Annotated in this window: 10 protein-coding genes; 3 read left to right on the plus strand and 7 right to left on the minus strand. The window is 70.7% G+C overall.

From position 1 onward, the window contains the following. Positions 1–4 precede the first annotated feature (4 nt). From AB0L53_RS27165 to AB0L53_RS27185, 5 genes are all read right to left on the minus strand, one after another. Complete coding sequence (locus tag AB0L53_RS27165; protein WP_363999238.1) at positions 5–736, minus strand: XdhC family protein; 732 nt, start codon at positions 734–736, stop codon at positions 5–7. A gap of 15 nt (positions 737–751) precedes the next feature. Then, entirely contained in the window at positions 752–3142 is a 2391-nt protein-coding gene (locus tag AB0L53_RS27170; RefSeq protein ID WP_363999241.1) for an aerobic carbon-monoxide dehydrogenase large subunit, read from the minus strand. After that, the gene (locus tag AB0L53_RS27175) at positions 3139–3606 is read right to left on the minus strand and encodes a (2Fe-2S)-binding protein (protein WP_363999244.1); all 468 of its coding nucleotides are present in this window, start codon (positions 3604–3606) and stop codon (positions 3139–3141) included. Before AB0L53_RS27175 ends, AB0L53_RS27170 begins: the two co-directional genes overlap by 4 nt. Position 3607: 1 nt before the next feature. Further along, complete coding sequence (locus AB0L53_RS27180) at positions 3608–4483, minus strand: xanthine dehydrogenase family protein subunit M (protein ID WP_363999247.1); 876 nt, start codon at positions 4481–4483, stop codon at positions 3608–3610. Positions 4484–4562: 79 nt separating this feature from the next. Further along, on the minus strand, positions 4563–5714 hold the full coding sequence (locus AB0L53_RS27185; RefSeq protein WP_363999250.1) for an alginate lyase family protein: 1152 nt from the start codon (positions 5712–5714) through the stop codon (positions 4563–4565). Positions 5715–5799: 85 nt separating this feature from the next. Between AB0L53_RS27185 and AB0L53_RS27190 the strand changes: the two genes are divergently transcribed. After that, on the plus strand, positions 5800–6555 hold the full coding sequence (locus AB0L53_RS27190; protein WP_363999253.1) for an alpha/beta hydrolase: 756 nt from the start codon (positions 5800–5802) through the stop codon (positions 6553–6555). 131 nt (positions 6556–6686) lie between these two features. Here the strand turns inward: AB0L53_RS27190 and AB0L53_RS27195 are convergent, their stop codons facing one another. Both AB0L53_RS27195 and AB0L53_RS27200 read right to left on the minus strand, forming a co-directional pair. Then, entirely contained in the window at positions 6687–8474 is a 1788-nt protein-coding gene (locus AB0L53_RS27195; protein WP_363999256.1) for an MFS transporter, read from the minus strand. Between the two features lie 324 nt (positions 8475–8798). Further along, positions 8799–9227 carry a DUF2267 domain-containing protein gene (locus tag AB0L53_RS27200; RefSeq protein ID WP_363999259.1) on the minus strand — a complete coding sequence of 143 codons (429 nt, stop codon included), beginning with the start codon at positions 9225–9227 and terminating at the stop codon, positions 8799–8801. 157 nt (positions 9228–9384) lie between these two features. Here AB0L53_RS27200 and AB0L53_RS27205 point away from each other — a divergent pair, with 157 nt between their 5' ends. Both AB0L53_RS27205 and AB0L53_RS27210 read left to right on the plus strand, forming a co-directional pair. Continuing rightward, positions 9385–11877 (plus strand): AAA family ATPase, encoded by a 2493-nt coding sequence (locus AB0L53_RS27205; protein ID WP_363999262.1) that lies wholly within the window; start codon positions 9385–9387, stop codon positions 11875–11877. 70 nt (positions 11878–11947) lie between these two features. Beyond that, positions 11948–12076 (plus strand): hypothetical protein, encoded by a 129-nt coding sequence (locus AB0L53_RS27210; protein ID WP_363999265.1) that lies wholly within the window; start codon positions 11948–11950, stop codon positions 12074–12076. Positions 12077–12136 lie beyond the last annotated feature (60 nt).

The raw sequence follows: 12136 nt of genomic DNA on the forward strand, positions 1-12136 counted from the left end.
GTCCTTACCGCCCTCCCGCCCGCGCGAGATCGCCCGTACGGATGGCGGTCACGATCTCGGCGAGGATCGACAGCGCGATCTCCGGCGCCGTGCGGGCGCCGATGCCGAGTCCGGCAGGCGAGTGGACCCGGCGGCGCTCCTCCTCGCTCAGCCCCATCTCCCCCAGCACCGAAGCACCCCGCCGCCGACTCGCCACCAGGCCGACATAGCCGACACCGGCCTCCAGCGCGGCCCGGATCGCCTCCGGCTCGCCGCGCCCGTGACTGCACACGACGGCCGCCGTGGCACCCGCCGGACCGGGTGAGGCGTCGGCAGGCCGTACGGTGAAGTCCAGAGGCCCGGCCAGGGCGGCGAGGGCTGTGGCGATCGGCGAGGAACCGACGATCCAGAGCACCGGAGGCGGCAGCAGCGGCTGCAGGAAGATCTCCAGTGCGCCCCCGGACAGGCAGTGGTTCACCACGACCTGCGCGCCCGGCGAATCGGGAAAGTCCGGCTCGCCCTCCGGCAGCACCCGCAGCAGCACCGTCCGCCCGTCCGACAGCGCCGAGAGCGCCGCCGTACGCACGGAGCTCTCGGCGCACTGCCCGCCGACGAACCCCTCGATGGACCCGTCGGACAGGATGATGGCGTCGTCGCCCGGACTGACCGCCGTGGGCAGTTGGGCCCGGACGACGACCGCGTGGACGAACGGGACGCGCTCGGCGACCAGCTCCTCCATGCGTTTGGTGTACGGCATGTACGGCTCCGAGAATCAGATGGGCGGCGTGGGCACGCCGCGCATGGCGTCCCACACCCGCGAGGGGGTGAGCGGCATGTCGGCGTGCCGGATGCCGAACGGCTTGAGCGCGTCGACGACCGCGTTGACGATCGCCGGCGGGGAGCCGACGGTGGCCGATTCGCCGACGCCCTTGGCCCCGATCGGGTGGTGCGGTGAGGGGGTCACCGTGAAGCCGGTCTCCCAGTCGGGCACCTCCAGCGAGGTGGGGATGAGGTAGTCCATGAGCGAGGCGCCGAGGCAGTTGCCGTCCTCGTCGAACGCGATCATCTCCATCAGCGCCATGCCGACCCCGTCGGTGAGACCGCCGTGGACCTGGCCCTCGATGATCATCGGGTTGATCCTGGTGCCGCAGTCGTCCACCGCGATGAACCGCCGCACCTTGACCTGGGCGGTGCCGGGGTCGATGTCGACGACGCAGATGTAGGCGCCGTGCGGGTAGGTGAGGTTCTCGGGGTTGTAGCAGATCTGCGCCTCCAGGCCGCCTTCGATGCCTTCGGGCAGGTCCCCGGCGCCGTGCGCCCGCATCGCGATCTCCTGGATCGTGACGGACTTGGCCGGGTCGCCCTTGACGCGGAAGGAGCCCTTGTCCCAGTCGAGGTCCGCGACCGACACCTCCAGCATGCCGGAGGCGATGATGCGGGCCTTGTCGCGTACCTTGCGGGCGACCAGGGCCGCCGCCGCGCCGGACACGGGGGTCGAGCGGCTGCCGTACGTGCCGAGGCCGAACGGCGTCTGGTCCGTGTCACCGTGCACCACGTCGATGTCGGCGGGCGGGATGCCGATCTCCTCGGCCACGATCTGCGCGAACGTGGTCTCGTGGCCCTGGCCCTGGCTCTGTACCGACAGCCGGACGACCGCCTTGCCCGTCGGGTGGACGCGCAGCTCGCAGCCGTCGGCCATGCCGAGGCCGAGGATGTCCATGTCCTTGCGCGGGCCCGCGCCGACGGCCTCGGTGAAGAAGGAGACGCCGATGCCCATCAGCTCGCCGCGGGCGCGCCGCTCGATCTGCTCCTTGCGCAGCTCCTCGTATCCGGCGATCTCCATGGCCTTGCGCATGGTGGGCTCGTAGTCGCCCGAGTCGTACACCCAGCCGGTCTTCGTCGTGTACGGGAACTGGTCGGGCTGGATGAAGTTCTTCATCCGCAGCTCGATCGGGTCCATCCCCAGCTCGTACGCCAGGCAGTCGACGATCCGCTCGACCAGGTAGACCGCCTCGGTGATGCGGAACGAGCAGGCGTACGCCACCCCGCCGGGCGCCTTGTTGGTGAAGACGGCGGTCATCTTGCAGTAGGCGGCCCGCAGGTCATAGCTGCCGGTGAACACGCCGAAGAAGCCCGCCGGATACTTCGTCGGCGCGGCGACGCCGTTGAACGCGCCGTGGTCGGCCAGCACGTTCGTACGGATGGCCAGGATCCTGCCGTCCCGGGTGGCCGCGATCTCGCCGCGCATGATGTAGTCGCGGGCGAAACCGGTGCTGATGAGGTTCTCGGCGCGGTCCTCCACCCATTTCACCGGCTTGCCGGTCACGATCGAGGCCACGATCGCGCAGACGTACCCGGGATAGATCGGGACCTTGCCCCCGAAACCGCCGCCGAGATCGGGCGAGATGACCCGGATCTTGTGCTCGGGCAGCCCGGCGACCAGCGCGTACAGTGTGCGGTGGGCATGCGGCGCCTGGGTCGTCGACCACAGGGTCAGCCTGCTCTCGACCCGGTCGAAGTCGGCCACGCAGCCGCAGGTCTCCATCGGCGCGGGGTGTACGCGCGGGTAGACGATGTCCTGACTTACTACGACGTCGGCCGTGTCGAACACCGCGGCCGTCTCCGCCGCGTCGCCCGTCTCCCAGTCGAAGCAGTGGTTGTCCGTCTTGCCGTCGAGGTCGTCGCGGATCACGGGCGCGGCGGGGTCGAGGGCCTTGCGGGCGTCCATCACCGGGTCGAGCACGTCGTACTCGACGTCGATGAGCTCCAGTGCGTCGCGGGCGGAGTAGCGGTCCTCGGCCACCACGAACGCGACCTCCTGGCCCTGGAAGCGGACCTTGTCCGTGGCCAGGACGGCCTGCACGTCGTTGGAGAGCGTGGGCATCCAGGCCAGGCCCTGGGCGGCCAGGTCGGCGCCGGTGACGACGGCCTTGACCTTCGGGTGCGCCTGCGCCGCGCTGACGTCGATGCTCACGATCCGCGCGTGCGCGACGGGCGAGCGCAGGATCGCCAGGTGCAGCATCGCGGGCAGTTGCACGTCGTCGACGTAGCGGCCCCGGCCGCGGATGAAGCGCGGGTCCTCCTTGCGGAGCATCCGGCCGTGGCCGAGCGGCTTCTGGTCGTTGTCGGTGAATCCGGCGGGCCGGTGTTCGGTGCTGGTCACGATGTCGCCTCCTTGGCGGCGGCCCAGCGCACCGAGCGGACGATGGTGGCGTAGCCGGTGCAGCGGCAGATCTGCCCGGAGATCGCCTCGCGGATCTCGCCCTCGGAGGGGTCGGGGTTGCGGTCGAGCAGCGCCCTGGCCGTCATCATCATCCCCGGCGTGCAGAACCCGCACTGCAGCCCGTGGCACTCCATGAAACCCTGCTGGACGGGGTCGAGCGTGCCGTCCTGTTCGAGGTCCTCGACCGTGCGCACCTCATGGCCGCCGGCCATCGCCGCCAGTACGGTGCACGACTTGACCGGCTCACCGTCGAGCCAGACCACGCAGGTGCCGCAGTTGCTGGTGTCACAGCCCCAGTGGGTGCCGGTCAGCCCGAGGTGGTCACGCAGGAAGTGGACCAGGAGCAGGCGCCCCTCGATCTCCCTGGTGACCTCCTCGCCGTTCACGATCATCGATACGCGCACGTCACACCCCTTCTCTGAGCCGGGCGACGGAGCGGCGCAGGGCCCTCCTGGTGAGCTCCTTGGCGAGGTGGCGCTTGTAGAGGGCGCTGCCGCGCATGTCCGTGGCCGGGTCGCAGTGCTGTGCGGCCAGCTCCCCGGCCCGCTCGTACAGCTCCTCGGACGGCTCTCTGCCGCGCAGGGCTGCGGAGACGGCGGGCATGCCGGTCGTGTTCGGGCCGACCGCGGCGAGGCCGACGCGGGCGTCAGCGATCACGTCGCCGTCCAGCCACACGGCCGCGCCCGCCGACACGATCGCCCAGTCACCCGCGCGCCGCTCGACCTTCTCGTACGCGCTGGACCCGCCGGACCGGATCGGGACCCGGATCTCCACCAGCATCTCGGCGTCCTCGACCGCGGTCTCATAGGGCCCCCGGTAGAACTCCTCCATGGTCACGACCCGTTCGCCCGAGCCGCCCCGGATCACGCAGCTGGCACCCAGCGTGGTGCACACCGCCGACAGGTCTTCCGACGGGTCGGCCTGGCAGAGCGAGCCGCCCAGTGTGCCCCGGTTGCGGACGACCGGGTCGGCGATGACCCGCTCGGCGTCACCGAAGATCGGGAACGTGGCGGCCAGCTCGGCCGACTCCAGCAGCTCGCGATGCCTGGTCATGGCGCCGATGCGGACCTGGCCGGGCTCGGTCCTGATGTAGCCGAGCTCGGCGTGCAGGTCGTTGATGTCGATCAGATATTCGGGAGTGGCGAGCCGTAACTTCATCATCGGGAGCAGGCTGTGCCCGCCCGCGATGAGCCGCGCCGAGCCACCGAGCCGCTCCAGCAGCCCGATGGCGTGATCGACGCTGGTGGCCCGCTCGTACTCCAACGGCGCTGGAACCTGCATCCGGACACCCCCTCGCTCGTCGTGGGCCCTCAGACGACTCCTGCGCAGCGAGGTTGTCAACGCTCACCTAAGGAAAGCCTTAACTGCCCGCGTGGGTGAGGGTCTCCCAGGCGACGAAGAGCTGGTTGGTGCCGGCGGGACGCTGCTGCTCGGTGAGCTGCTGGGTGTTCGTCATCGGGATGCCCTGGCGGTTGTGGAGCTGGTTGAAGCCGACCTCGGTGATCGGGCCGAGGCCCAGGTTCAGGCTGCCGCCGCACAACCATGAGGGCACGGCCGCGCCGAGCTGGTACTTCGACTGGAAGCCGAGCGCCTGCCTGAGCCGCTCGCCGACCTCCGGGTAGAGGTCCTGGCCCTGGATCTTGGTCGTTTCGGCGACATGGGAGATGGCCGAGATCCCGTAGCCGGTGTGGGTGAAGTCGCGGCAGGTCTCCTGAGTGAGGCCGGTGACGAAGGTCGTCTGCCCCTGCCAGTACTTGACGAGCTCGTCGCGGGTGTCGTTGCCGCTGCCGGGCGCGCCCTTGGGCAGTTCCCCGTCGGTGCTGAGGTAGACGTAGGCCGGCACCCGGCCGCGGTACTTGGTGATCGCCTTGTCGTAGCTCGTCCGGTCCTCCAGGAAGACGGAGATGCCGACGGCCGCCTCCATCATGCTCAGCTCCCAGTTGCCGTTGCTGTTGGAGCCGTTGATGACCTTCGGCAGGTAGACGGTGCGCAGCATGGTGGCGAAGCGGTCGACGTTCGGCCAGCTCGTGTAGGTGTAGCGGATGATCTCGGCCGCCCGTGGCCAGACCGAGCCGGCCCAGCCGGTCTGCAGGGGCGCGTTGCTGTTCGTGTGGTCCTTGATCACCGCGGACCAGGCGTCCATGATCTCGATGGCCTTCTTGGCGTACTTGGCGTCCCTGGTGACGTACCAGGCGAGAGACATCGTGTACGCGGCGAGCGCGTCCTGGCGCTCGTCGGTGCAGCCGTTGTTGGGGTTGGAGTAGGGGCCGCACTCGACGACGGCGCGGGGCTTGGCCGCGCGGGTGAGTGAGGCCAGCGAGTGGCCCATCATCTGGTCGTAGGCCGACTTCCACGGCTGCGCGCCCGCGTTGACCTTGGTACGCATGAAGTCCAGCTGGTCCCGGCCGAGCAGCACTCCGGGGTGGGTGAAGGTCGCGGGGGCGGCGGCCGCGGGCAGCGGCAGGGCCAGAGAGGCGACCAGGGCGGCGGTGGCGATGATACGGGGGGTCATGACAGCTCATCCAACGAGCGTTACGGGGCCCGGTCAAGACGCTTAGGAAAGTTTCCTAACTTTTCCGGGGAGTAGAGTGCCCGGCATGATCGACGTTCCCCTCTGGCCGGATACTCCCCCCGGCCCGGCCACCGGCGAGTCACCGAGCTTGACGCTGTACGCGGCGGACGGCCCGGCCACGGGCGCGGTGGTGGTGTGCCCCGGTGGCGGTTACTCCCGGCTGGCCGGGCACGAGGGCGCGGACGTGGCCCGCTGGCTGGTCACGCTCGGCATCGACGCCTACGTGCTGGCGTACCGGGTGGCCGGCGACGAGCCGGGGCGCGAGCCACTGCATCCGGCTCCGCTGTACGACCTGCGCCAGGCGGTGCGCGTCGTCCGTGAGCGCGGGGCCGGGCGGGTCGCCGTCATGGGGTTCTCGGCGGGCGGCCACCTCGCCGCCACCTTCGCCACCGCCAAGGACGAGGACCGCCCGGACGCCCTGATACTCGGCTATCCGGTCATCGACCTCATCGGGTGGAGCGCGCACTCGGGGTCGCGCCGACAGTTGCTCGGCCCTGACGCCACCGAGGAGCAGGCGACGGCCCTGTCCGCGCACCTCAACGTGACCGCCGAGACGCCGCCGGCGTTCCTCTGGCACACGGCGGCGGACCAAGGGGTCCCGGCTGCCAACACCCTGCTGTTCGCCGACGCGCTCGGCCGCGCCGGCACGCCGTACGAGCTGCATGTCTTTCCCGAAGGCAAGCACGGGCTCGGGCTCGCCCAGGGCGACCTGGCCGCGTCCGCCTGGCCGGGCCTCTGCGCCACCTGGCTCACCGCCCAGGGCTTCGGCCCGCGCCCCTAAGAACGGCCCGCACTTCTGAGACGAGCGGCGCGGCCGGCCGTGGCGGCTCTGCCGGTCCCGACTGCGCGGCCAGGTCGTCCCTTGCCGCGCAGCAGCCGGTCATAGCGGTTTGGGTGACTAACTTCCTGGGGTCAGTGCCGGGACGAGTCGTACCGGCCGTGCGAAAGGGAACGGCCGCGTCCCTCCCGGACCGTCTGCCGCAGCGCGGCGCGGAACCGCCCCGGCCCCCAGGCACGGCCGTGGACCATCCGGGCGAGCGTGTCGCGGTCGGCGGGACCGTGCTCGTCCAGCGCATGGGTCACGGCGTCGACCTCCCGGTCGAGCTGCTCGTCGGCGCTGGCGGTGACGCGGCCGCTCGCCGCGCCGGTGCCGACCATCCCGGGAGAGGGGAATGTGCTCCCCGGCCCCGGCAGGAACCGCCGAGCTCCCGTGGCGTCCTGCGCGTGGCGGTGGTGAATGCGCTCACGGCGCTCGTCCGCGTAGGCTCCGGCCTCCTCGGCCGTCAGCGGGCGGGCGATGTCCTCCAGCGACTGCTGTTCCGCCCGGACGCCGAACATCAGCTCGGCGACACCGCCGAGCGCCATGGCCGCCGCGCCGATGAAGAACCCGGCGGCCACCAGCGTCAGGTTGCCGCTGTGGATGAACTGCCCGAACAGCGCCGGCCCCGTGATGCCGCCGATCGCCGTCCCGACCGCGAAGAACAGGGCGATGGCCAGCGCCCGCGTCTCCATCGGGAAGATCTCGCTGACGGTGAGGTAGGCCGAGCCGGCCCCAGCGGAGGCGACGAAGAAGGTCAGCGCGATGAGCACCATGAACGAGGTCGTGGTCAGTGCCCGGTTCAGCATCAGAACGGCGATTACCGCGGTCAGGGCGGCCGACACCAGGTACGTGCCGGCGATCATGGGAATCCGCCCAACGGTGTCGAACCAGCGTCCCAGCAGGAGCGGCCCCAGGAAGTTGCCGAGCGCGAAAACGACCATGAAGTACGGGATGGACCCGGACGCCACCCCGAAGAAACCGTGCAGCAGCGTCCCCAGGTCGAACGTCACCGCGTTGTACAGGAACGCCTGCCCGATGAAGAGAGCGAGGCCCAGGAGCACCCGGCGCGGATAGCGTTCCATGGCCACCCTGGCGATCTCCCGGAACGGGATGGCGGCGCGCTGCCTGACCGTGATCTCGCCCTTGGGCGGGGGCAGGTCGCCGCCGATCTCGGCCTCGATCTGGTCCACGATGCGTTCGGCCTCCTCCTCGCGACCGTGGATGAACAGCCAGCGGGGACTCTCCGGAAGGCTTCGGCGGGTGAACATGATGGCGAACCCGAGCACGCCGCCGATGACGAACGCCAGCCGCCAGCCGATGTCCATCGGAAAGAGGGCGGTGCTGAGGAAGGCCAGCGCGGCGACGCTGCCGATGGCTGCCCCGGCCCAGTAGCTGCCGTTGATGGCCAGGTCCGCCCGGCCCCGGTTGCGCGCCGGGATGAGCTCGTCGATGGCCGAGTTGATCGCCGCGTACTCGCCTCCGATGCCCATCCCGGTCAGGAAGCGCATGAGGAACAGGTACCAGGGCTCGAACGCGAAGGTGGTGGCCACGGTGGCGACCATGTAGAGGCCCAGCGTGAACATGAACATCTTCTTGCGGCCGAGCCGGTCCGTGAGCTGCCCGAACAGCAGCGCTCCTACGCACGCGCCGGCGACGTAGATGGCCGCCGCGGTGCCGATGTCGGCGCTGTTGACGGCGATGCCGCTGCCGCGTTCCGTCATGCGGGAGGCGACCGCGCCGACGATCGTCACCTCCAGCCCGTCGAGGATCCACACCGTTCCCAGACCCAGCACCACCCTCCAGTGGAACCGGGACCAGGGCAGCCGATCCAGCCGGGCCGGGATGTTGGTCCGGATCATGCCAAGGTCTTCTGCGGTCATGGTCAAAGCTCCTTCACGGAACGTCCTTCAGCGGTGCTCCGGAGGGATGCCGGCAGTACAGTCGTTTTAATGCTGCTTTGTCGGGTTTTCGGGCATCGTTTTCGCTTCGAGAATGAGGGGGAGACGATGCGCTGGCATTGTCAGCGCGGCTGCGGAGCAGAGGGCGCAAAGTGCTACGCGAGCGTCCGGGACGCCCGCCACTACGCCCGCGCCTTCGACAAGGAGGACCGCGACGATCTTGGCAGGCGGGCTCCCCTGGTGGGGCTCCTGCCACTGCGGCTCGTCCGCGCCCTCCGTAAAAGGAGTCGGAGGAGCTGAATGCCGCTATGGGAGCAAGGAGGCGAGGTCCTTCGGCATCCCCGCCTTCACGTCCTCCCACTCGCCTTCGGTGATGTGACTCTTGAGCACTTCAAGAACCTTCCTGACCATCTCCTCCGTGCTCCCGTCATGGTCGAAGGCCACTTCGGCGCGTACGCGGTCGAGGAACTCCTCGCGGTTCACCTTCACCGGGACGCTGCTCGGCCGCCAGCCGTCGAAGTAGACGCCCCGCAACAGCAGCGGAAGTTGGGCGGCGAGGTGGGCGCTCGCCTCCACCGTCAGCCGGTCGCGCAGCGCGTGCAGCACGGCGCGCAGCGCGCCGTAGGAGTGGTTACGCCGCTCCGAGGGCCAGCCGCAGGCCTCCTCGATCTCGTGCAGGATGCGGTTGGTCCTGTCCACTGTCCGGTTGAACGGCGCGTAGCCAGTTTCAACCATGTCCCCACCTCCTTTCCCGGGGTCCCAACTCCTTTCCCGGGCATCACCTCGAGACTCGTCCCAGCTGCTCCCCGGCCACATCCCCGAAACGTGCAGTGGCGTGAATGATCTCCAGAAGCATGGGCTTCACCGTTCCTCCTCTGGGAGGCGGTCTGACATGCGGGGACGCGAACAGGAATGGCATGACGTGGACGGCCTGCTCGACGCCGTTCAGGCGGGCAAGGGCGCGACCCTGCTGGTGGACGGGGAGCCGGGGGTCGGCAAGACCCGGCTGCTCGACGAGGCGGCCGCCACCGCCGGCGAGCGCGGCATCGCCGTGCTCCGGGGCGCGCTGGAGGAGCTGGGCGAGCTGGTGCCGTGCGGCAGCCTGTTCGAGGCCCTGGACCTACGGCTCGACCCAGACTCGCGGACGCTGGAGGCGTTGCGAACGCGCTTCGAGGAATGGCCCACGGCTCCGGTCCTGGCCGTGCTCGACGACCTGCAGTGGGCCGATCCGGCGACGCTGGTCGCCCTGCGCACTCTCCACGGCCTGCTCGAATTCCGGCCGATCGGCTGGCTGCTGAGCCGCTCGACCGGTGTGGGACAGGACCAGTCCGCCTCCCTGTTCGACCTGCTGGAGCGCCACGGGGCCGGCCGGGTGCGGCTCTCGCCGCTGTCCCCGGCCGCCGCCGTCGCCCTGGCCACCGACACGCTCGGGGCCGCGCCGGGACCGGCGACGCTGGCTCTGGTGGACATCGTGGGCGGCAACCCGCTGCTGATCACCGAGCTGCTCGCCGGCCTTCTCGACGAAGGCCAGGTCCTCGACGGCGACGTCGCCCTGCGCATCCCCGACCGGTTCACCAGGGTGGTGCGGCACTGGATCGGCGGCCTGAGCGCGGTCGCCAGGAACCTGGTGGAGACGGCCGCCGTGCTCGGCCGGTCGTTCGCCCCCGAGCAGGCCGCGTCGCTGCTCGGCACGACAACGGCCGCGCTGCTGCCCGCGGTGGAGGAGTCCATGGCGGCGGGCATCCTGGCCGCCACCGCGCATGACCTCGCCTTCCGCCACGAGCTGGTCAGGCTTGTCATCGCCGAGCGGGTCCCGCCGCCCGTACGGCAGGCGCTGCTGGGCCAGCTCGACCTCGTCGCGACCATCGACACCGCGATGGCGGAGGGGCGGCTGCGGGCGGCCGAGCAGCTGGTCCGCGGCGGCCTCGCCGAGCACTCCTCCGCACACGCTTCGACGCACAGTGTGGCCGAGCTGCACTGCGTGCTTGCGGACGTCATGTACCTGACCGGCAGCCTCGAGGAGGCCATGCGGGAGGCCGAGACGGTGCTGGCCCTGCCCGACCTTCCCGGCCACGTGCGCGACCGGGCGCTGCTCGTGCGCCTCTACACCATGACGCGCCTGCGCAGCGACGAGGCGTCCGTCCGCACGTACGCGCACGAGGTCATCGAGGCGGGCGCCCGGCACAGCGCGGCGGCCACCGCGGCGGCCCTGATCGCGCTGGCGCAGGCGGAGCGGGATGAGGGCCGCCTGTCCAACGCGCTGGCGCTGGCCGCCGACGCCAGGCGGCTGTCCGGCGCGAACGGGTCGGCCGTGCATCCGTACGAATCCCGGCTGATCTCCGCCGCGATACTCACCGACATCCACCGGCTGGACGAGGCGCGGCTGCTCGTCGAGGACGCGCGCGAGGACATGTTCGACTGCGGCCACCAGGCATGGGAGGCCGACCTGTCCGCCCTCGCGGCCCGGTCCGAGCTGCTCGAAGGGCGGCTGGACAGCGCCGCCGGCGAAGCCCAGCGGGCGCTGAGCCTCGCCGCGGACCGGGCCACGCCCCTGTCCGCCGCAGCGGCCACCAACGTCCTGGCCACCGTCGCGCTGCGGCGCGGCGACGTACGGGCGGCCGTCCGGCACGCCGCCGGCCTGCCCGGCGACTCACTCGAACACGCCCTCATCGTGGCCCAGGTCACCGAGGCGTGCGACGGACCGCTGAAGGCGATGACCTTGCTGGCCGACCTGCTCGAAGGGCAACGTTCGATGCTCGCCGGCAACCCCACCGCGAGCGCCTGGCTGGTCCGCGTCGCCCTCGCCGCGGACGCCCGCGCGGTGGCCGAGGCCGCCGTCGCCACCGCGGAGGAACTGGCGGCCGTCAACCCGGGTTTCCTGGCCCTGACCGCGTCCGCCGCGCACGCGCGCGGCCTGCTCGACGGCGATCGCGAGGCCCTGTCCCGGGCCGCCGAGCGCGCCGACGACGTGTGGGGGCGCGCCTCCGCCACGGAGGACCTCGGCGTGCTGCAGGCCGCCGGCGGGCGGCACGACGACGCGGCGGTAAGCCTCGACCGCGCGCTCGCGATCTACTACGAGATCGGATCCGTCAGGGATTCGGCCCGCGTACGCAAGCGGCTGCGCGCCATGGGTGTGCGCCACCGGCACTGGAGCTACGCCGACCGGCCGGCCTCCGGCTGGGACAGCCTCACCGAGACGGAATGGCACGTCTCGCTCCTGGTCGCCGACGGGTGGTCCAACCGGAAGGTGGCGGAGCAGATGTTCATCAGCGCGCACACGGTCGCCTTCCACCTGCGGCACATCTACTCCAAGCTGCAGATCAAGTCCCGCGTCGAGCTGACCCGCCTCGTGATCGTCCGGGGGCGGGACGACACCGACGGCTGAGGGATTTGCCCCAGAACTACACGCATGGGGGATGTGACCCCGGAGCGCCAGGGAAAGCCTGGAAAAGCGTGTGAGCCACCTGGAAATCGGGCTGCTCGTCGGCCTCTTAGTCTTCGCGCTCACCGCCATCGCCATGATTCTCTGTGGCCGGCTCTGGGGAGCGGTCGCGGAAGAACTGCTCGCGAGTATCAATCGCTAGGGGGAGCCGCGATGCGCGCTCAGCGGCGAGCTCCAGCAGGCCGACGACGACGTGATCGAC

Origin of the sequence: Nonomuraea sp. NPDC052129 (assembly GCF_040680095.1) — a bacterium.
Lineage (GTDB): Bacteria > Actinomycetota > Actinomycetes > Streptosporangiales > Streptosporangiaceae > Nonomuraea.

Bases quoted from the DNA above. Each gene is read 5' to 3' on its own strand.
- AB0L53_RS27190 (WP_363999253.1), top strand. From the start codon at position 5,800: ATGATCGACGTTCCCCTCTGGCCGGATACTCCCCCCGGCCCGGCCACC.
- AB0L53_RS27205 (WP_363999262.1), top strand. From the start codon at position 9,385: ATGCGGGGACGCGAACAGGAATGGCATGACGTGGACGGCCTGCTCGAC.
- AB0L53_RS27200 (WP_363999259.1), bottom strand. From the start codon at position 9,227: ATGGTTGAAACTGGCTACGCGCCGTTCAACCGGACAGTGGACAGGACC.
- AB0L53_RS27195 (WP_363999256.1), bottom strand. From the start codon at position 8,474: ATGACCGCAGAAGACCTTGGCATGATCCGGACCAACATCCCGGCCCGG.
- AB0L53_RS27180 (WP_363999247.1), bottom strand. From the start codon at position 4,483: ATGCAGGTTCCAGCGCCGTTGGAGTACGAGCGGGCCACCAGCGTCGAT.
- AB0L53_RS27165 (WP_363999238.1), bottom strand. From the start codon at position 736: ATGCCGTACACCAAACGCATGGAGGAGCTGGTCGCCGAGCGCGTCCCG.
- AB0L53_RS27185 (WP_363999250.1), bottom strand. From the start codon at position 5,714: ATGACCCCCCGTATCATCGCCACCGCCGCCCTGGTCGCCTCTCTGGCC.